Raw genomic sequence first — 19425 nt, forward strand, 5'->3', positions numbered from 1 at the left:
ACGGGTATGAAACGGTTGTGGGTATGTTTAGGAATTGCGATGATATTCATCGTATTGACTGCCAGTGGAGCATCTGCCGCATGGTGGTCACAGCAGGACAGTTATCAGTCATCATCTGGATGCGACTGGAACTTCTGGGGAGGAGGATGTTACCAGCAGCAGAGTGAATCCCATTCGTCTTCATCAGGAGGGGGGTGGGGTCCGAACTGGTTTGGAGGTGCATATTCGAATTATTTTAGTTCATACACACGGTCAAATTTCTGGACTGGCTGGTGGGCTAATGGCACCCAAATCGCTGATGTTTCCGGAGTATGGAAGACAGATCTGCTTGGAAACCTGACAGTTCGCCTAACTGGTGATGACATCATCCGTGCATCATACAAGGTGAAAGATAACAACGGATACATGCAGGGTAATTTCTCATCCAACAGTTCACCGGTTATGGATGGATTCTGGTGGGAGGCACCTGAATACAGACCACCATACCAGGCAGGTGCTGTTCAGATTACATTCGAAAACAGCACTGCTTTGACGGGTATCTTTGCATATGCTGACGGAACCTGGGGACCGTTCACCGGAACTAAAGTCAGAGCAAACCTGACTACTGAAGAGGATGATGTTCTCAAGGATATGCCACAGCTTGAATGGACCATTGATACCAGCCAGATCTCTGATAAGCGGGTGACTAATCCGGTTGACACCAACCCAATCAAAACCACCTAAATTCTTTTTTACAGATCAGATATTATATCAGCTCTATCAAAATCATTGTTAAAATCCATATTTTAAAGACTACTATACTCAACGCCATAGTAAATTATGAATGAAACTCCCTTATTCAAACATAAAGGGTTTCAGGATTAAATAGGTGCTAAATTAGAGATATTAAAAATTTGAGTTTCTGTCGCTGAGTATAGCAAGAATTAAACTGGTAAATAGCGCAGTATAGAAACCAGTTTTCTGATTAAATAGTTTTTACAAGATTAAGAAAACAAACGATATCAAATTGAATAAAATGAGAAATTCAAATATCTTTCTTATACAGAATCCCTGACTGTGCTGCCTCGCTGATGCCTCCGGTTGGAGTTGGTGTGGGTGTTGCTTTCTCACTCTCATCACAGATTCCATTCTTGTTACAATCCCTGCACAACCCATCTGGACATTCTGAGCATGGCACGAGACAGGGATCAGCTGCCTGGCTTTGACTGCTTTCAGAAGTGCCAGGTTCCGGACTCATGAATATCGTAGGAGATGGTGTCTGTTGCGGTTTACTAGTCGGCTTTGGAGTTATTGATGTCTGTAAAGTGGCAGGATCATAAACACCATTCTGGTTAATTGATATCTTTTCACCGGTTTTTATTGAATAAAAGACCACTTCAGCAGGATCATAGTAGTACTGCCGTAATAGTCGTGGGTTTACACCCGTTGTGTATTCACCGATAAGAAGCCAGCCTTTATCAGGAGAATAAAATTTCTTCAGGATCCGGTCAAATACCCACGATGTTTTAGAGAGTGGATCATAGTACACTCCATCCCGAACTCCCGGTTGCCATTGTTCAGGGATCTCATTTTTTAGCGATCCAGACGACTGGGCAGAGGAAGATCCAACAGAAGAAGAATCAGATGTACCTGTTGAAACAATATGAGTACTCGTTGAGAGTGAGAGACTCGAACTTATTGCAGGGTCTGAAGTACTTGAAGCAACGAGGCCGGTCAGACCTGGAATATTGCTGAATGGAAATGCGGTCACAACCGCACCAGCACAAATCAGGATGATGATGCCAGCAAGCATCATCACCATCTGTTTTTTTGTCATCAATGAACCCTCCACAGATACGAATAGTGCATAATACCGGTGGATAGTATTTAGATGTTAGGTGAAGATGTCAGAGATTGGATGGAGTGACTCTTCATTCGTATTACCGAAATTCTCATTCAAATCGCCCTAAAAAAAGTCCAGAAGAATACACCATGCGCCACAAACAAAAAGAAGACTAAATATTCCGATTTATTATAAAATAATGCCCTGTGCAGCAGGATTATAAAAATATTCCCTTATTTTAATCAAATAGTAATTTAATGCCAGATTCTATTGAATTTGAATGGTAAAGAGGAGGAACCTTTATACGGTGCTGCAGGCAACAGAAAGATGTAGATGAACTACCAGGTTCATTGAAAGTTCGAATAGAACGAGATGAATTTAATGTCAAAGAAGAACATGAAGAATGAGTCTGGAGCAAAGAATACCCAGTCTCCGGTTTCAGAACAGCAGGACGCAAAGTCAGCTTCAAATGCACCCAGTGCATCTAAAAACAGGCGCTGAACACCTGCAATAGTTTTCCACATTCACCAAATTTTTTTTTCACAATCCAATAACCTTCTTCTCTGTAAACCTTTATTCAGGCTTATCAAAACATAGAAGAAATTATAGGTTGAACCGTTCTCAAAAATAAAACAAGATACGGTTATCACTTTCAATAAAATGAAGATTATTTTGAAATAGGAATTGCCATCTGAATAGAGCCGGCAATCATTCCCAGAATATCAACACCGGCTTTGGCATCCTGCAATGATTTGTAAAAACCTGTTACTGTGATTACTTTTTTGTCAGTACTCATAATATAGATTCCAAGTGTTTTGTCTCCGCTTGTACCATAAACCATCACCCCACCGTTGTTAAGAAACTGTGGTTGATCACCATAGATCTGAGAAATTTTGGCCCCAAGCATAAATTTATCAAGGTACTGACGTGAGGCAGCAGGGTCAAGAATATGACCTGCCTGATTATTGCTTATCACTATAGAAACTCGAGATCTGGAATCACTTGGGTTGAATACATTGGTTATGGGTCCAATTGGAGTATCATCCATACGAATAGAATTGCCAGGAGGAATTTTCAATGAATAAACCGTAGATGAAGTGCTATTAATTGGTGCTTCATTGACTGACACCTCTTTCCATCCTGTATAATCAATGGCTAATACGGGACATATGAGGAGAAACACAGCACAAAGGAGTACCAGGATTCCAGATAGTAATTTCATAATAAACATTCCGATACTTGTTATTCTTCAATCCAGGGTTTTACCTCTTTCCATATCCAGAGGAAAAACTCGTAACTCGAAAATATATTAATTATTATTTTTTCTCAGCCACGGAGATTCCAATGGTAACTACAATACCTTCAACATCCCAGTCACGATCCAGCTGCCAGAGAGATGTATCCCGGGAGTTGTTGTCCTGATGAAGTGTAAGAGAGGTAGCCCTTACTTCTTTCCGGATGACTTCCTGCCACTCGCTGGTCAGAAGTTCATAGAGATGTGAATCCTGCACTATTGAATCAATTACAATCATCTCCTCAACATTCAGGTTCATCTGCTTTCGCATCTCCTGTATTCGACGAATGATCTCCCGGGTGTATCCTTCAGCTTCAAGATCAGCAGTCAGTGTAACATCTACAAAGACTGTTGCATCAGTCATACCAGCTGAGAAAATATTTTCTGGCATAACTTCGGTGAACATCACATGCTCCGAGGTGATTGCAATATCACCTTCCGGACCGACTATGGTAAATGATCCTTTTTCTGCGATCTGTTTTCGCATCTCATTTCCATCTGCCCCTTCGATTAAGGCCTTAACCTGAGGTCCAATCTTTCCAAAAGAAGGACCAATTTTCTTCATAATTGGTTCTGCTTTCCAGAGGATCTTATCGTACTGACCGGAAATTACCACGATCTCACGTGCATTAGCCCTCTGACAGGCCAGATCATACATGCTGTGGAATGCTTTTCCAACAATATCGTTGTGAGCAGCAACAGTGATGGTTCCCACAGGCCATCGGAGTTTTCTCTTTCCAGCCTGACGTGCATTTGCTACAGCCTCATCAAATGACCTGATAATGCCCATCCGGGTCTCTAAATCTACATCGATGAGCCTGTCTTCGCCTGCATACCAAGAAAGCATATGAATAGAGATTGGATCTCCTTCAAGTCTGAGGTTTCCATAAATATCTTCAGCAATGTGTGGGGCATATGGAGCAAGAAGTCTGCATATCGTCCGCATACAGTAGTAAATCGTTTCGTATGCGTACTTTTTGTCCAGTGAATCCTCTTCCTGCCACATACGTGGACGAACGATCTGCACATACCACCGGGAGAGATCTTCAAGAACAAAGTTCAGAAGCGACCTGCTCAGGCGGTGCAGATTATACTCTTTCATGTCAGCAGTAACCTGCTTTGCTAGAGTATTAATCCGCGAGATGATCCAGCGATCCTCGTCAGGCATCTCTCGCAGAGAGCGTGCAATGAAGTCGGGATTCCAGATCCCATCTTTGGAAGAGGGAGCAAAATCATCAAGGATCATATATGGGAGCGGGAACCGGTACACATTCCAGAGGATATTTACAGTCCGGTTCACTGTTGATAGATTTTCCCAGTTGAACTTGAGGTCTTCCCATGGTGCATTTGATGAGAGAAGATAGAGACGAAGTACATCCACACCGAATTTCTCAACAACCTCATCAGGACTTACCACGTTACCAAGACTCTTGCTCATCTTGCGGCCGTCGCCATCAAGCGAGAACCCATGCATGAGAACCTGCTTATAGGGAGATTTATTGAAGGCAATCGTTGAGGCTCCGAGTTGTGAATAAAACCACCCTCGGGTCTGATCCTGCCCTTCCAGAATAAAGTCAGCAGGCCAGAGTTTCTCAAACTCTTCAGTCTTTCCCGGATATCCGATGGTAGCCCACGAAGCCATTGCAGAATCAAACCAGACATCAAAGATATCCTCAACCCTGTGCATGGTCCCACCACAGGAACAGGGAATTGATATCTCATCAACATACGGCCTGTGAGGATCAGTGAGATTTGATCCGGCAGCCTTGTTCAGTTCTGCCATTGTTCCAAAGACCATCTGTTTCTTACATTCTGCACATTCCCAGACAGGTATCGGGATACCCCAGTACCGCTGTCTTGAGATGCACCAGTCACGGGCATCCGAGACAAAGTCATGGAATCTTGCACTTCCGGCCCAGTCAGGGTACCAGGTGGTAGACGCTATCTCTTTGAGCATCTGTTCTTTGATCTTTGGAATCGATATGAACCACTGTTCTGTTGCCCGGTAGATGATAGGAGTCTTGCATCGCCAGCAGTGACCATACCGGTGAGTGATCTTCTTACGTGCAAGAAGATAATCACCCAGGGCATCCACAATCTCATCGTTTGCGTCACGGACAAACTTCCCGGCAAAAAATCCACCATCATCTGTATAATGACCTGCTCCATCAACCGGACAGAAGATATCTAAGCCTTCCTGAACACCAAGAAGATAATCATCCCATCCATGACCGGGAGCGATGTGAACCATACCGGTATTGTCCATCTCAACAAAACCGGCCATGACAACACGGTGATCAATCTCTTTCTGTCTTGGGACCAGTTCTGCCAGGGGCGATGAGTATCTTGTGCCGGCTAGTTCTTTTCCGGTCTTCTTTTCAAGAATCGAAAAGTCCTGGTATTTTCCCTTCTTTAAAACATCTTCAGCAAGTGACTCAGCGATCCAGAGAAACTCAGTTTTACCTGCTTTCTGTGCAGAAACTCTGGCATATATAAAGTCCTTATCTACGGCAACCGCTACGTTCGCGGGAAGAGTCCATGGTGTCGTGGTCCAGATTACCAGGTATTCATCTGTTTTTCCGGTAATTGGGAATTTCACGAAGAGCGAGGGGTCCTGCTCATCCCAATATTCCACTTCAGAGTCCGCAATGGCAGTTTCACAACGAGGGCACCAGTTGACTACACGGTGTCCACGTTCTAAAAGGCCTTTCTCATGTGCTTTTTTAAGAGCCCACCAGGCTGCCTCAATATAGTCGGGGGTGATTGTCTGGTACGGGTTATCAAAGTCCATCCAGATACCAAGAGAGCGGAACTGCTCTGACATTGTATCTTTGTGAGAGATCGCAAACTGCTTGCATCGCTCAATAAACGTCTTGATACCGTAGGCTTCAATGTCTTTTTTGTTCTCAAAACCAAGTTCCTGCTCGACACGAACTTCAATAGGAAGTCCGTGCATGTCGTAACCAGCCCGGTCAGTAACATCATACCCAAGCATCCGATGATATCTGAGAATGCTGTCTTTGAGGATCTTATTCCAGGCAGTCCCCAGGTGAATGTTACCGGTTGTATACGGTGGACCATCCACAAAAAACCAGGGCTTTTTCCCTTTATTCTGATCTTTCACCCTGCTGTAAATCGAGTTCTTATTCCAGAATGAACGTACTGATGACTCGATCTCTTTTGCAACATAACTACTGGTGACTTCTCGCAAGGATACCCCTCAAAAATTCCTTTATTAATTGGACCTGACCATAGAAAGGTCTTTGCGGTCTCTTGTCTCTTTCAGAATAGAAAAATTAGAAAAATGGTTGATACAAAGAGGCGAGGGTAATGATTACCACCCGCCAGCTCCTCCTCCTCCAAATCCACCGCCGCCACCAAAGCCTCCTCCCCCGCCACTGAATCCGGATCCAGATGATGGCGGAGCATACGAAGTTACAGGCATAAATGCAGATGCAAATAACGCAGGAGCAAATATTGAGGAACCTGAAGAGGTTGAAAACTCTGGTAAGTTCACATCAAGATCCTTCATCGATCTGACTACACGGTCGCCTACTCCGAGTGCAGTTCCATATACGAGCCATTCACCCCACATAGAAATATCAGATGGTGCATAGCGTTTGATGAGAACTGCGTCAGACAGAAACGATCTAAACGAGTCCCAACGAAGTTTTTCTTGATACGTATCTCCTTTCCATCTCCCGAAAAGGGTTGCAGGAAAGAGCATACCCACAAGCCCCTGAAGAAATGCTGCTCCTGACAAAATGGTTGCATTAATTCCCAGGGATGCGTTGCTTCCTGCTATGGTAGTAAAAATTGAGAACAGGAACCAGATAACCGGAATTACCAGAAGTGGTACCAGGTATCCACGTCCATCCTCAATATAATGTGACTCGAGGTAAGAACTCGAGTAAGAAGTGAGTGATTTGAGTTCCTCCTGATAGGCAAGAAGGGTTGCCCGTACAGATGAATCTGAATTTGCCGCATCAGACATCGATGCCAGGGAACCGGTATCGATAACATTATCGGTTGCTATCCGCCTGAATACATTGAGAACAGTCTGTTCATATGCATCAGCAGATTGCTCTTTCAGAATTGTTATTGTCAAATCACTACTGTCAGGTTTCTGATCGATTCTAATGATCTTTTGCCTGTGCATATCAAGCAAAGTAGCATAAAGCCCTTCATTTCCGAATTCCTCAGGATCACCTTCAAAGATGAGATGCACCATCCATGGTTTTAGTGAAGGATCAGGGAGAGCACTGAGATGTTCAGGAACAACAAATGGTTTTTCTCTTCCTTTCAGGTAATAAATCAGGAGAAGAAGAATTGGGATGAAAATCAGAAGAAGGAGTGAAACCGTAAATGCAATATTGGGAGTAGAAGTAAGAATCGCAGAATACCAGGGATTTGCAGCATTGGTTTTCTCAAGTATATTCACCGATCCCAAATCACTGACTTTCCCATGAATCTGGTCTCCGGCACCACGTTCAAGAACTAACTCGAAACCGAGTGGTATGTCACTTAAAGCGCTCCCGGTAATGACAAATGAATTACCTGATTTTGTTACCTTCAATCCAGCAGGATGTGGAAATACTTCCTTAACCCGTTCTGCAGGGATAGTGATGGTAACAGACTGATACGCAACATGATCAGTTGCAAGATCAATGTTTATGTGGTCAGCATCTGAACCACGCTCAATCGGCGGAGTTATTAGCCAGGAATATGTAACAGGCCATGTTCCCGCAGAATAGTAATCAGGATCAAATGCTCCGGCTTCATTGGACAGGGCATGATTTTGAATGAGAGCCTGATAAGATTTATCTGCTCCATCCATGTGGACTACACCGGTATAATCCTTGAGATAAGAAAATGATCCATGAGGAACTGTAACACTGATTAATGAAACTGGTGCAATGACAGATGTTCCATAACTTACCGGGACGTTAAAGATCCTGTTCAGGCTCCGGTAGGCCTGATCTGTCTTGACAACATATTGATAAGACTCATTCAGACTCCCGTCATATGACCAGGAACAGTGGTAGTCAGATACAACAAGATCTCCCTGAATCAGTGTAGAGACAAAACCTCCGAGCCAGAATCCCACAATTCCAATAATTATGGCAGTGATTATCACAACTGCCAGCTGGCGAACTTCTCCCATTTCTTATTCTTCTCCCTCTTTGAAACGCCAGAAATAACATGAACCCCATTCCTGTTTTTCACCAGGCATCATTGAGATTAAAGTCTTTTCTGCATGATTACTACAGACCACTGACTGGCAGCACCCTAATATCTGCATTCCAATTGCAGGTTTTCCACAGACCTGACAAAAGGTGTTTTCCTGAATCATACCGTCCTTATGGAAAACTCAGTCTGTTCCGGCTATATATTTGACGGTCTTTAAAAAAAGAGAGAGAAAATTTCTGATAAAATCAGTCCAATGATTCTTCAGGGAAATATTCTTGTACAAATGTACTGATATCTTTGATAAACCCGGTTGCCTCTTCAGATGAACCGGTACTCCGGGCATATTCAACCATCATACATCGCTCCAGAATTGGAGCAATTATCTTAACATCCATACCGTGAGTTTTGGCGAGAGAGATGATCTCCTCTGTAGTATGAGAAGTTCCTGACCCTCTTGTTTGTGAGATAAAGAATCTGAGAGCCTGGCCGAAAAAGACGTAGGCATCCTTGATCCGATCTTCACTTATGGCCTTTTCAGCATTTATCAGGAGCTCTTCAGTTTTTGTTTTAACATCAACCGGTTCAACCAGAACAGGGAGATCTTCCTCAGGCTCGACACCTTGTTTCTGATAATACCGATACGCGGCCCAGCAACAAAGGCAGATCAAAAGGATGAGAAGAATAATTCCAATATACCAGCCTATCGGAGTCTCATCTTCTTTCTTCACCGTTACAGATTCAACAGTTCCATTTCTGATTATTGATGAAATAGTTGCATTTTTTCCATCTGGATTGTTATACTGTTCATTAATTACAGATTCATTGGGTGTTATGGTCTGTGTTCCACCCGTCTGATTATAGCCGACCTGCTGAAGGTTTTTCTTCTCTGCCTGGTACTTTGGGTCATTTGCTAATGTTGATGGAATTGGAAGAGATTCATTCGAACTTGCAGTCAGTTTTTCAAGTGAGCCATTCTGAATATCTCCTTCAAGAGAAACACCCTGGTTTTTATCATTTTGATACTGAGCTGATACAGATCCCGCACCTTTGCCTTCTGCAGAGATACTTCCATCTTTCTGCTGATACCCTGCATTCTTTAGATCCTGATTTACCTGACTCAGTAAGGGATCCTGATGCATCTTATCAGCAAGTTCCTGCTGATCTTTTTTATTCTGGCTTGTCTCTTGTGCTAACTGCTGCTGAAGAGCAGACGATTGTGCATTCATCTGATTATTCTGCAGTGTTTGTTGTGCATTTTGAGGCTGAGATCTGCTGCCTGATCCTGATGATGACATCCCCTTTCTGGATAGCATCTGTTGCATCATCTGCTGATTCTGCTGCTGTAATGCATTCATCTGCTGATCCATTTCATCAAAGGGATCAGAACTCTGACCCAGGCCTGCAGATTTCTCTTCACTCGTTGTTGAGGTCAGAGGAGAACCACTATTACCAGATTGCGATGACGTTGAGCCCTGTGAAGAGCCGGATGAACCCTGATTCTGTGATGTCTGATTGGAAATGAACTTCACGCTAAACGGCGGAAGAGCCGATACATAATCCTTACCACTGTCCCGGTAATGCATGTACAGGCTGACTTCAAATTCAGCCGGATCATCTGAACTCAATGTAATTGCATTTTGCGAACTGCCCGGACTTATTGGAAAAGATTGTGACTGAGAATTTGTCTGAGAGAAGGAGAATCCTTTCTGTGACTGTTTTCTTGTCAGAGTGTATTCAAGAGTTCCGACATTTGTCTTTGGAAATGAACTATCCACAACAAATGGAACCCGAGCTTCTTCTCCTGCCGGGAATGTATACTCACTCTGGCTAGTTTTAAGGGTGACATCATTTGCAAGGGCAGGATATATGGCAAAGGCAGCCAGGATGAGAATGGCTGCAAGTGTATACTTCATTGAATAATCCTCCTTCTTCCATATCTGAGCACAATCTCGGCCACCATGAGAATCATGGAAATAATAAAGAACCAATCCTTGATACTGGTTTCTTCTTTCTCACGCTTGATCTCTTTATTCAGATTGGAATATATTTCCGAGAGAGTTCCATCGTTAACCGATTTGTAGTATTTTCCTCCGGTGTCTGATGCAATCTTTTTAAGGGCATCTTCATCAAGATCTGCATATTGCGGGTTGCCAAACCAGTCATACCCGAGAACAACCGGTTTATCTGAACCGAGGCCGATGGTGAATACCTGGATTCCTTTGTCTTTTGCAAACTGTGTTGCCTGTTCAGGGGAGATAACTCCGGCATTATTCACTCCATCTGAAAGAAGAATAACTACCTTTTTTCGATTTGGAATCGATTCAGACATATCTATTGCAAGTGCAAGTCCATCTCCGATTGCGGTAGCTCCGTCTTTCTGTTCGATTGATTTTAATTTGGTGTATACCCGGTCCTTATCAGGAGAGAGATATGCAGCACTCGTTGCTCCTGATTCGAATGTTATGACACCAACATAATCTTTGTCATCGAGTTGGCGTATCAACTGCCCGGCTGAATTTTTAGCAGCCTCAAGCCTTGTAGGTTTGTAATCGGTAGCCTGCATACTGCCTGAATCATCCATGACCAGGATGACATTGACTCCCTCTTTGGCCTGTTCCAGAGGAATATGAGGATCTGCAAGTCCGATAATAACACAAGCCAGGGCAGCGAGACCAATCAAAAGAAGCACTCGCGGTCGTGCAGAACCCGATCTTCCGGCAAGAGCGGTCTTCATAAAACCGATATGCGAGAAGACCATCGCCTCCTGCTTTTTTCGTTTGGTTTCGCGGAGATACCAATAATATATTGCAGGTAATACTAGTAGCAAAATCAGCCATTCAGGATGATAAAAACCTGCCATTAGCGTACCCCCGCCATAGGACTGTCTGCAAAGAGCCGCTGCAGAGGGCTGAACCAGTCATCTGATGTCCGTACCTGCTCCATCGGAACATGGCATTTTTTAAATATTCCGGCAGTCCTTATTTCAGCCTCTTCAACAGCTCTCTGGTAATCTGCTCTGAACAGTTCATCAGAAGTATCGATGAGAATTTGTTCACCGGTTTCTGCATCCTCAAGTTCAATCAGACCGATATCTGGAAGATCTGACTCCCGGGGGTCTGATACCCTGATAGCATACACTTCATGATGCTGCCTGAGTTGACCAAGTTCACGCGAGAAATCTGACATATAAAAGTCAGATATAATAATAACAGAGGCCATTCTTCGGAGACGTGTCAGGATATGATGAAGTGCCGGTCTCAGATCTGAACCTGAGCTCTGCGGGGTATGGTTAATGACTTCGTGTATAAGATGGACGGCATGAGCCCTGCCGCTTCGAGCTGGAATAAAACGCTCCACCTTGTCGGTTACAATGATAAGACCTGCACGATCATGGTACCGAACAGCTGCAAATACGAGACTTGCATAAATCTCCAACATCATCCGATATTTACTGACCATGGTGCCGAAGGCGTGAGAACCTGAAAGATCAATAACAAAATAAAACGTTTGGTCTCTCTCTTCAGTAAATTCCTTGACATATGGAATTCCATATCTGGCAGTGACCTTCCAGTCAATTGCTCTGATATCATCACCGGGAATATATTCCCTGATCTCAGAGAATTCGATACCCTGTCCTTTAAAGAGGGAGATATGAACACCTGCTTTCTGTCCTGTCACCCTGGCACGTGTGATGAGATCAACCGACCGGATGAGCCTGACAAGTTCAACAGGATCTTCCCATGCTGGCATCTAATCTCTCTCCCTCATGGAACTGGAACACTCTTGAGAATCTGTGTAATTACAGAGTCTGTAGTGATTCCATCGGCCTCAGCCTGATATGTAAGAATGATCCGGTGCCGGAGAACTTCTGCTGCAATAGCCCTGACATCTTCTGGAACAACGTACCCACGTCCTCTTAAGAGGGCATGTGCCTTGGCACCAAGCACGAGAAAGATAGTTGCACGAGGTGATGCACCATATGCAATATAATCACTAAGCTGCAGACCATATCGGCCTGGACTTCGTGTTGCATCAACAAGTGAAGTTACATAATTCTTAATCTCAACATCTGCGTAAACCCGGGTAAGGAACTGTTGAATAGAGAGGATCGTATCAGCGGTGATGACAGCCTTTGGAATGATCTTAACCCCTTCTGTGAACCGGTCAAGAATCGTTACTTCTTCTGTTCGTGAAGGATATCCCATTATAATCTTGAACATGAACCTGTCCATTTGAGCTTCAGGAAGTGGATAGGTACCTTCATGCTCAATCGGGTTTTCGGTTGCAAGTACGAAAAACGGAGTTGGTAACTTGAATGTTTCTCCCTGTATCGTGACCTGACGTTCCTGCATGGCTTCAAGCAATGCTGACTGTACTTTTGGTGGTGCACGGTTGATCTCATCAGCAAGAACAAACTGGCTGAAAATTGGACCTTTTACAGTTGAAAACGAAGATGATTGTTGATTAAAAATTTTAGTTCCGGTAATATCAGCAGGAAGCAGATCCGGAGTGAACTGTATACGTGAAAATGAAGCATCGATAGCCTGAGCCAGAGTTTTAATGAGCAATGTTTTTGCAATTCCTGGAACTCCTTCAAGCAGAACATGACCATCAGCAACAAGTGAAATGACTAGACGATCTACGATATCATGTTGTCCGACTATTATTCGGGATATTTCATCCCTGAGAGGAGTGAGGAGGTCTGCGTATTGTTTCGCTTCTTTTGTAAGCGCAAGGATCTCTTCGTTCATGAATTCACCTGATATTCGATTTTGGTAGATTGATACCGATAGATTTGCAGGTAACTCTACAAAGTAAAGTTTGCATTACATATTGAAAACGTTTCCTAACATGCTGTACCGAATTTTCAAAAAAGAGTAGAAAAAATGTCTGAACAAAAAAGAGAGCGGTTATGATGAGTTGACAGCCATCGGTATAATACCGGTGGATCTGAGGTCAAGGACAACATCACTACCTGCAGTGAATGGATATGATTTAACCCACTGGCCGGTAGTCTGATCCTTCACTTCTGCAACATGCTCCTGTCCGGTTACTGCATCATAGATCTTGAAAGATATCGGTGAACCATCGGGAATATTACCCTGGACTGTAAGTTTTGTCTTATCACCGAATTTTCCGGGGACATTTACCTGGATTGGGTTGTTCTCCACTCCAATTTTCACACCACTCCCATCAGCAGTGATGAGAGAACCAGGTGCTACAGGCAAGCCATTGATCATAACAGTTCCAGACACTGTCATCGGAGTAGTTGGAACGGGAGGTTTCCCTCCGTCAGCCCGCAGTGATAGCCGGGTAAGTCCACCCTCGAAGTACGGGAATGAACTTGCCCAGTCTCCACCTGACTCAACATCCCTGACCTGTGCCTGGATTGCTTCATTGGATCCGGATGGTGTGACCCAGAAGGTAAGTGGTTGACCACCCTTCAGATCTCCCTGTGCAACGAGCCGCTGCAGTTTTTCAAATCCATATACACCGGGTGAGGTAACCGGAAGTGGGTTGCCTACATGTCCTTCGATGATATTGTCGCCTTTTACAGAGATGGTTGAACCGACAGGCAGCGGCTGGCCGTTGTAGGTAACCTCTCCGAAGAACTCATGTGGAAGGACCGGCATTGGTGGAATTCCTTCTCCACCTACACGAAGGTCAAGCCGGGTCTTTTCACCGCCACGGAATGGATATGAATCAGTCCAGTTTGCTTTTCCATAGAGGTCGTAACATTCTGCCTTAACGAAATCTGCTGATCCAGGAGTCTTCACCCAGAAGGTTACAGGCTCACCATTCTTGATGGTTCCCTGTACCTTCAGCGGATCCGGAATACCGTAATTTCCTACTTCAATTGTTGTTGATGGATTCCCTGCAATACCGGTCTCCACACCATTTCCACGTGCTTCGACTATGGTATTGCATGGTGCCTGGTCTCCGTCAACTGTAATGTGACCGTAGAACAGTGCTGGTTCTTTGGCTTCAGTGACAGTTACCAGATTCTGTTTACATGCCTTGGCTGATCCGAAGGCGTTGGATGCTTCCAGACATACGGTGTACGTTCCAGGTGTCTGGAATACATGAGTTGGATTCTGTTCAGCTGCAAACTGTCCGTCTCCAAAGTCCCATTTCCATGCTGTCGGGTTATTGGATGAGAGATCAGTGAAACAAACCGTCAGCGGAGCCTTACCGCTTACCGGAGAGGCTACGAAATCAGGTACAGGTGGCTTGCCTGCCGGATCGACATGGATGTACTGATATCGTATTTCTGTTGACCTGTCGTCACCTCTGATAGCAGTCAGCAGGACTGTGTAATCGCCAGGTTGTGTATAGACATGGTTCGGATTCTTATCAGTTCCATTGGTTCCGTCACCAAAGTTCCAGAGCCATGCTGTCGGGTTTCCAGTAGAGAGATCAGTAAATTTGACATTCAGCGGTGCAACACCTGCTGTTGGTTCACCCATGAATGCTGCCTTGAGTGGAACCGGTTTGTCAAGCACATGGATGTACTTCTCCTGTACCTTGGTGTTCTCACCAAATTCATTCTTGGCAGTCAGAGTTACGGTGTATTCACCGACTGACTGGTACACATGAACCGGATGCTGCTCTTCAGAGGTTGAACCATCACCAAAGTTCCACACCCATTTTGTCGGGTTACCGCCGGAAAGGTCAGTAAAGCTTACAGTGAGAGGTGCAATTCCGACTGTCGGAGAACCTCTGAACTGGGCGGTTGGCGGAGTGCCTGCTTTGGTCACATTGATGTAATCAGGAATTACCTTCCGGTCTGATCCTGCAATGTTTGTGACGACAAGTTCTACAGTGTACTTTCCTGGAGCATCATAGGTGTGTGTCGGATTCTTCTCTACTGAATCTTTTCCATCACCAAATTTCCAAGCCCATGTAGTCGGGTTGTTCTTGGAAAGATCTACAAAGGAGACCTTCAACGGAGCAGAACCGTTAGTCGGAGCTCCGGTAAAGTCAGCTATCGGACATGGAGTCGACTGGTTTGCAGTGATAAGATTTGGTTTTGTTATCTGATCTGAACCTGCAGTGTTGCTTACATTCAGAGTGACTGAATAAACACCTGGATTCGTGAAGACATGGGTTGGATTCTGCTGTGTTGCAGTCTGCCCATCTCCAAAGTCCCATCTCCATGCAGTTGGGTTATTCTTCGAAAGATCAGTGAAGTTCACCTGGAGTGGAGCATTCCCGGTGGTTGGGTTTGCATTGAAATCTGCCACCGGTTTTACAACATCAGGTAATGCATTGATGAACTGCGGCTTTTCTTTAGAGGAAGAACCAGCCTTGTTACTTGCTGTCAGGTTAACTGTGTAGGTTCCTGCAACAGTATATACATGGGTTGGATTCTGTTCCTGAGAACTGCCGCCATCTCCAAAGACCCATGACCATGCAGTTGGCTGATTGGTTGTAAGGTCATTGAAGACAACACTGAGCGGAATTACACCGGATTGTGGATTTGCATTAAAGTCAGCAACCGGTGGTTTTACCGGTTCACGGACTGTTATATAGTTTTCCTTTGTCTTCTTCTGACTGGACACAATGTTGGATGCAGTGAGTGAAACTGTGTAGACACCTGGTTTCTCATATACATGAACCGGGTTACGTTCAGTTGAGTTAGTGCCATCTCCGAACTCCCATGCCCAGGATGTTGGAATACCAAGTGAGGTATCATTGAACTGGACTGTCAGCGGAGCTTCTCCGTCTGTTGGGACACCGACAAAGTCGGTTACCGGGATCATGTCATGGTTGGATATAACTGCGACAAATGCATCACGGTCACCATCACCATAATTCTGTTGGTAAGGCCAGACCTTGGGGAAGTTTATTGAGGTGGTATATCCGGTCATATACGCATCTCCTTCACCAGTTACTGCAACCCCTCTGCCCTCATCAATATCTGACCCACCAAGATAGGTGCAGTACTCAATCTGACTAATAGTGGGGTTGAACTTGGTGAGCATCAAATCAGATTTTCCACCAAGCTTAGACTGGTATGCCAGAATGGTTGGAAGATCCGGGGAGTCAGAGGTTCCCACAATATAGATACTGTTAGAGGAGTCTTGTGCAACTGCACTAATGGAATCCACCATTGACCCTCCAAAGTACGTACTCTGGTTAAGAGAGGAACCATCTGGGGTCAGGGTGGCAATAAATCCATCCTGAAGTCCTTTAAGCTGTGGCTGAATCGGGTTTACTGTTGGGAAATCAGGAGACTTTGTTGAACCAACGACTGTAAGTGAGCCATCCGGATGTGCAATAATACCTTTTCCATCATCCCAGTTACTTCCTCCAAGATAGGTGGAATATGCTGCCGGATATTTTCCTTCAGGATCAAACTTGGTAACAAATGCGTTGAATGTTCCTTTCAGGGAGGACTGATATGGCTTAATTACCTGGAAGTTTGGTGATTCAGTCTGTCCAACAATACATGCGTATCCATTAGGATCAATGGTTACTGCACTACCGGCTTCCATCGCACTTCCCCCGATGAAGTTGGAATAGACAATCGAGTTACCTTCAGGAACCAGTTTGGTGATAAAAGCATCACTCATTCCACCGAACGGGGATAACTGGTACCGGTTTACAACAGGATAATCCCAGGATTTAGTCTCTCCGGTAATGAAAACATCTTTTTTATCATCTATTGCGAGACCATACGCAAAGTCATCAGATGTTCCACCAACATACGTGGAAAAAACAAGATTTTTACCACTTGGGTCAAGTTTGGCAACCCAGGCGTCATATCCACCAGATATCTTGTTTCTGAATGCATTCTTTACAGGGAAATCAGCAGAATTTGTACCACCGGCAATGTATGCATTACCTTCTTTATCAATGACAAGACCCGTTCCCTCATCTGTGCCACTGCCACCGATATAGGAGATGTATACGAGGTCGGTACCATCTGGATTGATCTTGATAATGAATGCATCCTTATCACCACCACCATAATATGGTTGGACACTGCCGGGTGCAAGTCCTTCAGCACTCATACCAGTGGCAATAGTCTGATTTTTTAGGTACTTCAGATGATCAGACCAGGTTGTTCCAATGAAATATGCATAACCGTCGTTATCTACAGCAATGCAATTACCCTGGTCTCTGCCATCTCCACCAAAGTATAATGAGTATCTCATCACCGGATCGATGACAAGTTCCTTTGATTTATCGTAGGACCCAAGTGTGAATGATACAGAATTATCTGATCCAATCTTGTATGAACAATTAACCTTGACTTTTGATCCGTTGATTTCCTGATAGGCAACAGGAGCCAGATCGACAATATCACGACCAGCGGTCTTGATGATAAGATCACCAGATTGATTCAGGCTGAGCGATTCCTGACCTGAGTACTGCAGTTTTATTACGGTCGGGTCTGCCCCTGCCTGAACTACATACTCGCTCTTTAGGTTTCCACCCTTTCCTGAAAGGTTAAGGGCAATACCCGGATAGAGTTCAGTATACTGGACACCGGTAGTCAGGTTTATTCCGTTTTTCCAGGCCGATGAATTAGTGCCGTAGTAATAGTTTGCGGTTCCGTTTATTGAATTCAGCCCAATAATCTTGGTGCTGTTATTAGCCCCGACAAGTTTTACCAGGACAGGTTGTACTGCCGTCGTGTTGTTGCCGGATGGGCTGAACTCAATTCCATCCTTGTATACAGTGATCACCTGTTCTGGTGACGACTGAGCCTGAAACGATACATTATCTTCGAATTGCCCTTCATTCGGAATGAACAAAATGGGCATCGAGGCAATAGTAGCCTCCCCTGCCGTTCTGTTTCCTCCTTCTGCCATGCCAACTACAGGGAGGATACCTGCAACCAGAAGAATGGTCAGAACGAGGCACCAAACTGGCTTAACATTCCCCATCATATGAATAACCCGCGTCAGAACATACGGTATACGCAGTTGTCTTAGTCAGATTCATCAAAGATTTCTCTGACATTCCCGCGATACTTAACCACTGGTTTTATCCGGCACATATATATAATTGTTGGAAATTATAGACGAGTTAGCCTCAGATTGAGATATCCCTATCCAAAATGCGTTATCAACAATAGAAAATATATTCTGGATTATAAAGTAGCGCAGATTTCACTTCTCGAACCTTCTATCCATCTTGAGAGGATAGATATTAATTTTCATTCCTGTAAGTCATTTTCAAAAAATGATATTTTTCATAATTTCACTAAGATATGTATCTGTTTAATGCCTATTAACTAAGAACTAATTCAAAATTCCTGTACCAAAGGTCGATATGTAATCCATGAATAATCCATCATATTCAATTTCAACATTAAATTCCTATAGCAGAGTGTTTGCACTGGAGATCCAGCAAACTGATCTTGTAATTCGGGGAAAAGAGAACAGGTCAGTAGAACTGGTCACCCCGTCAGGAGCACATATTGCAAAAATATACTGCTGTGGAGCCCTGACGGAGATAAATAAAAGTGGAAAGAACGGATGGATAATCAGAGTTGCTGACCCGACCGGGGTATTTGTTCTGTCAATCAAGGCAAGAACACCGGATTTAATCACTACATTGGATTCTCTATCTCCTCCAACATTTGTATCAGTTACTGCGACAATTGAAACCGACTCAACTCCGGGAGAAGGTGGTTTCAGGTTGGTTCTTGAAACAATCCACCAGTCAGACCGGCAGGCCCGGGACCAATGGATCTTAAGGACGTCACGTATCACTCTGGACAGACTGAAACGGGTTGCTGATCTTCTTGCAGGAGGAAGCCCTAGTGATGAAGAACGAAAGTTCATAACAAGATATGGGACGAGCCTAAGACAACTCAAAGTTCTCTCTGGAATTGTTGAACGTGCTACAAGCCAGGTCAAAATCCAGGAGGAGGAGATTGAAGAAGCAGATCCCAATCCTTCAACTGAGAAGAATACCTGTGAAACCGTGCTGCAACTCATCAAACAACATTCAGGGCCAAGAGGAATATCAATACAGGAATTGACTGGCTTTGCACAAAAGGAGAAAATTTCCGAGTCACTTTTGCTTGATACTATCCGGGCCCTGATTACTGAGGATGAATTATACCAGCCATCTTCGGGTTTTATAAAAATTCTCTGATGTA

The 19425-nt window shown here is 44.2% G+C and carries 12 protein-coding genes; 2 read left to right on the forward strand and 10 right to left on the reverse strand.

What is annotated here, in order from left to right:
- The first annotated feature begins 6 nt into the window (after nt 1-6).
- Nucleotides 7-723: a hypothetical protein gene (locus tag DK846_RS04335; protein ID WP_109967662.1), complete on the forward strand. Its 717-nt coding sequence runs from the start codon at nt 7-9 to the stop codon at nt 721-723.
- A gap of 301 nt (nt 724-1024) precedes the next feature.
- Here DK846_RS04335 and DK846_RS04340 read toward each other — a convergent pair whose 3' ends face one another.
- The 10 genes from DK846_RS04340 to DK846_RS18110 form a co-directional block, all read right to left on the reverse strand.
- The gene (locus tag DK846_RS04340) at nt 1025-1816 is read right to left on the reverse strand and encodes a hypothetical protein (protein ID WP_109967663.1); all 792 of its coding nucleotides are present in this window, start codon (nt 1814-1816) and stop codon (nt 1025-1027) included.
- Between the two features lie 673 nt (nt 1817-2489).
- Nucleotides 2490-3044: a hypothetical protein gene (locus DK846_RS04345; RefSeq protein ID WP_146201121.1), complete on the reverse strand. Its 555-nt coding sequence runs from the start codon at nt 3042-3044 to the stop codon at nt 2490-2492.
- A gap of 94 nt (nt 3045-3138) precedes the next feature.
- On the reverse strand, nt 3139-6327 hold the full coding sequence (gene ileS / locus DK846_RS04350) for an isoleucine--tRNA ligase (protein ID WP_109967665.1): 3189 nt from the start codon (nt 6325-6327) through the stop codon (nt 3139-3141).
- A 123-nt stretch (nt 6328-6450) separates the two neighbouring features.
- The gene (locus tag DK846_RS04355; protein ID WP_109967666.1) at nt 6451-8280 is read right to left on the reverse strand and encodes a DUF2207 domain-containing protein; all 1830 of its coding nucleotides are present in this window, start codon (nt 8278-8280) and stop codon (nt 6451-6453) included.
- A gap of 3 nt (nt 8281-8283) precedes the next feature.
- Nucleotides 8284-8469, reverse strand: a complete 186-nt coding sequence (locus DK846_RS04360; protein WP_109967667.1) for a hypothetical protein — start codon at nt 8467-8469, stop codon at nt 8284-8286.
- An 82-nt stretch (nt 8470-8551) separates the two neighbouring features.
- Nucleotides 8552-10219 carry a hypothetical protein gene (locus DK846_RS04365; RefSeq protein ID WP_109967668.1) on the reverse strand — a complete coding sequence of 556 codons (1668 nt, stop codon included), beginning with the start codon at nt 10217-10219 and terminating at the stop codon, nt 8552-8554.
- The gene (locus tag DK846_RS04370) at nt 10216-11166 is read right to left on the reverse strand and encodes a vWA domain-containing protein (RefSeq protein ID WP_109967669.1); all 951 of its coding nucleotides are present in this window, start codon (nt 11164-11166) and stop codon (nt 10216-10218) included. Before DK846_RS04370 ends, DK846_RS04365 begins: the two co-directional genes overlap by 4 nt.
- Nucleotides 11166-12056, reverse strand: a complete 891-nt coding sequence (locus tag DK846_RS04375) for a DUF58 domain-containing protein (RefSeq protein WP_109967670.1) — start codon at nt 12054-12056, stop codon at nt 11166-11168. The genes DK846_RS04370 and DK846_RS04375 overlap by 1 nt, the downstream gene beginning before the upstream one ends.
- A gap of 14 nt (nt 12057-12070) precedes the next feature.
- Complete coding sequence (locus tag DK846_RS04380) at nt 12071-13057, reverse strand: AAA family ATPase (RefSeq protein ID WP_109967671.1); 987 nt, start codon at nt 13055-13057, stop codon at nt 12071-12073.
- Nucleotides 13058-13216: 159 nt separating this feature from the next.
- Nucleotides 13217-18205, reverse strand: coding sequence for a PKD domain-containing protein (locus DK846_RS18110; RefSeq protein ID WP_109967672.1), 4989 nt, complete (start codon nt 18203-18205; stop codon nt 13217-13219).
- Nucleotides 18206-18599: 394 nt separating this feature from the next.
- Between DK846_RS18110 and DK846_RS04390 the strand changes: the two genes are divergently transcribed.
- Nucleotides 18600-19421 (forward strand): hypothetical protein, encoded by an 822-nt coding sequence (locus DK846_RS04390; protein WP_109967673.1) that lies wholly within the window; start codon nt 18600-18602, stop codon nt 19419-19421.
- The last annotated feature ends 4 nt before the right edge of the window (nt 19422-19425 follow it).

This window comes from Methanospirillum lacunae, assembly GCF_003173355.1.
GTDB lineage: Archaea > Halobacteriota > Methanomicrobia > Methanomicrobiales > Methanospirillaceae > Methanospirillum > Methanospirillum lacunae.

Excerpts from the sequence above, each read along its gene's own strand:
- DK846_RS04360 (WP_109967667.1), bottom strand. The coding sequence starts at position 8,469 with ATGATTCAGGAAAACACCTTTTGTCAGGTCTGTGGAAAACCTGCAATT.
- DK846_RS04345 (WP_146201121.1), bottom strand. The coding sequence starts at position 3,044 with ATGAAATTACTATCTGGAATCCTGGTACTCCTTTGTGCTGTGTTTCTC.
- DK846_RS04380 (WP_109967671.1), bottom strand. The coding sequence starts at position 13,057 with ATGAACGAAGAGATCCTTGCGCTTACAAAAGAAGCGAAACAATACGCA.
- DK846_RS04365 (WP_109967668.1), bottom strand. The coding sequence starts at position 10,219 with ATGAAGTATACACTTGCAGCCATTCTCATCCTGGCTGCCTTTGCCATA.
- DK846_RS04390 (WP_109967673.1), top strand. The coding sequence starts at position 18,600 with ATGAATAATCCATCATATTCAATTTCAACATTAAATTCCTATAGCAGA.
- DK846_RS04355 (WP_109967666.1), bottom strand. The coding sequence starts at position 8,280 with ATGGGAGAAGTTCGCCAGCTGGCAGTTGTGATAATCACTGCCATAATT.
- DK846_RS18110 (WP_109967672.1), bottom strand. The coding sequence starts at position 18,205 with ATGATGGGGAATGTTAAGCCAGTTTGGTGCCTCGTTCTGACCATTCTT.
- DK846_RS04370 (WP_109967669.1), bottom strand. The coding sequence starts at position 11,166 with ATGGCAGGTTTTTATCATCCTGAATGGCTGATTTTGCTACTAGTATTA.
- DK846_RS04335 (WP_109967662.1), top strand. The coding sequence starts at position 7 with ATGAAACGGTTGTGGGTATGTTTAGGAATTGCGATGATATTCATCGTA.
- DK846_RS04340 (WP_109967663.1), bottom strand. The coding sequence starts at position 1,816 with ATGACAAAAAAACAGATGGTGATGATGCTTGCTGGCATCATCATCCTG.
- DK846_RS04375 (WP_109967670.1), bottom strand. The coding sequence starts at position 12,056 with ATGCCAGCATGGGAAGATCCTGTTGAACTTGTCAGGCTCATCCGGTCG.